This is a genomic window from Curtobacterium sp. B8, from assembly GCF_000333315.1.
GTDB lineage: Bacteria > Actinomycetota > Actinomycetes > Actinomycetales > Microbacteriaceae > Curtobacterium > Curtobacterium luteum.
The window spans coordinates 1-1,844 of sequence record NZ_BACW01000638.1 but is presented as its reverse complement, the minus strand read 5'-3'; the positions used below and the strand labels follow the sequence as shown (position 1 = coordinate 1,844).

General features: G+C 71.1%; 3 protein-coding genes and 1 pseudogene. 3 read left to right on the top strand and 1 reads right to left on the bottom strand.

The window, feature by feature from the left end; genetic code table 11:
- A pseudogene (locus I59_RS23670) lies at window positions 1-154 on the top strand (disulfide bond formation protein DsbA); the annotation flags it as partial.
- A 161-nt stretch (window positions 155-315) separates the two neighbouring features.
- Here the strand turns inward: I59_RS23670 and I59_RS17020 are convergent.
- Window positions 316-843 (bottom strand): GNAT family N-acetyltransferase, encoded by a 528-nt coding sequence (locus I59_RS17020; RefSeq protein WP_031274329.1) that lies wholly within the window; start codon window positions 841-843, stop codon window positions 316-318.
- Between I59_RS17020 and I59_RS17015 the strand changes: the two genes are divergently transcribed.
- On the top strand, window positions 842-1,486 hold the full coding sequence (locus I59_RS17015) for a helix-turn-helix domain-containing protein (RefSeq protein WP_022904896.1): 645 nt from the start codon (window positions 842-844) through the stop codon (window positions 1,484-1,486). The two genes, I59_RS17020 and I59_RS17015, sit on opposite strands and share 2 nt — an antisense overlap.
- A 22-nt stretch (window positions 1,487-1,508) precedes the next feature.
- The coding region (locus I59_RS17010) for an RpiB/LacA/LacB family sugar-phosphate isomerase (protein WP_022904895.1) at window positions 1,509-1,844 on the top strand (336 nt) is incomplete at its 3' end.

Below are 1,844 nucleotides of genomic sequence, written 5' to 3'. Positions count from 1 at the left end.
CACCGCGTTCTTCGGCCCGGTCATCTCGCCGGCGCCGAAGGGCCAGGAGGCGCTCGACCTCTGGGACGGCGTCGTCGCGGTCGCGAAGTACCCGGGCTTCTTCGAGCTGAAGCGCTCGCGCACCGTCGGCCCGGTCTTCGACACCACCGTCTGACGCGAACGGTCGCCGCACAACCAAAGACGCGCGGAACCACGAGATCGTCTGGTTCGGTCTGACTTTGGTTGCGCAGGAGCGCAGGAGCGCAGGAGCGCAGGAGCGCAGGGCCGGGAGGCACGGGTCGCGCCCGGCAGGCGGGCGCGGCCCGCGGGGACGGCTCAGTCGAGCGGCAGTCGCATGAGTGTCAGGTCGAGCCAGCGGTCGAACTTCCGCCCGACCTCCGGCAGGACGCCGACGGTCACGAACCCGAGCCGTTCGTGCAACGCGATCGACCCGGTGTTCGACGAGCAGATCCCGGCCATCAACACGTGGTGCCCGTCGGCTCGCGCCCGAGCCACGAGTGCGTCCATGAGCACGGTCGCCACGCCCCGCCCGCGGAACCGCTCGACCACGTAGACGCTGTGCTCGACCGTGTGCCGGTAGCCCTGGTGCGGCCGGAAGCCGCTGTACGTGGCGTAGCCCGCGACGACGCCCTCCACCTCGGCGACGAGCACCGGCAGTCCGGCCGACCGCCGCTCGGCAAGCCAACCGTCGAACCAGGGGCGCGGGTGGGGTTCCTCCTGCCAGATCGCCGTGGAGTGCAGCACCGCGTCGACGTGCAGCCCGTGCACGACGTCGAGGTCGCGCGGCTCGCAGTCGCGCACCGTGACCGCGGAAGGGGAACCCGTCGCATATGCTGTCGGCATGTCTCAGATCGTAGACGAAACGGCGCCGGAAGCGGAAACGGCGGACACGGCGTCCGCTGACGACGCCGAGCAGCGTCGACTCGGTGAACGGCTCCGGCGTCTCCGCACCGAGCGCAAGTGGAGCCTCACCGAACTCGCCGAGGAGTCGGGCGTCTCCCGCGCCATGATCAACCGCGTCGAACGCGGGGTGTCCAGCCCGACGGCCACCATCCTCGGGCGGCTGTCCGGGGCGTTCGGACTCACCGTCTCACAGCTCCTCGACGAGAGCCTCGAGCACGAGGTGCCCAGGTCGAGCGACCCCGACCAGGCGCGCGGCGTCCAGCGCGGCGCGACCGCCGACTCCTGGACCGACCCCGACACCGGGTACCGCCGTCGTCCCGTCTCGAGTGCGGACTTCCCCGCGGACGTGACCGAGGTGCGCCTCCCGGCCGGCCGCGGAGTGGCCTACCCGGCGTCCGCGTACGCCTTCCTCCGGCACTGCATCTGGGTGCTCGACGGCACGCTCGAACTCGTCGTCGGCGACGACGTGACGCGCCTCGGCGCGGGGGACCGGATCGAGCTCGGCGAGCCGGCCGACGTGGTCTACCGGAACACCGGTGACGACCTCGTCCGGTACGTCGTCGTCGTGGTCCGGGGCCGGTAGGCGCAGGAATAGGATCGGTGCCATGCGCATCCACCTCGGAACGGACCACGCCGGCCTCGAGTTCAACAAGACCCTCGCCACCCACCTGACGGAGGCCGGGCACGAGGTGGTGGACCACGGTCCGACCGAGTACGACGCACTCGACGACTACCCCTCGTTCTGCATCAACGCCGCGCACGCGGTCGTGCAGGACCAGCGCGCCGGTGTCGAGTCCCTCGGCGTGGTGTTCGGCGGTTCCGGCAACGGCGAGCAGATCGCCGCGAACAAGGTCGAGGGCATCCGGGCCGCGCTCGTCTGGAACGAGTCCACCGCGGTGCTCGCCCGCCAGCACAACGACGCCAACGTCATCTCGATCGGC

Bases quoted from the DNA above. Each gene is read 5' to 3' on its own strand.
- I59_RS17020 (WP_031274329.1), bottom strand. From the start codon at position 843: ATGCCGACAGCATATGCGACGGGTTCCCCTTCCGCGGTCACGGTGCGC.
- I59_RS17015 (WP_022904896.1), top strand. From the start codon at position 842: ATGTCTCAGATCGTAGACGAAACGGCGCCGGAAGCGGAAACGGCGGAC.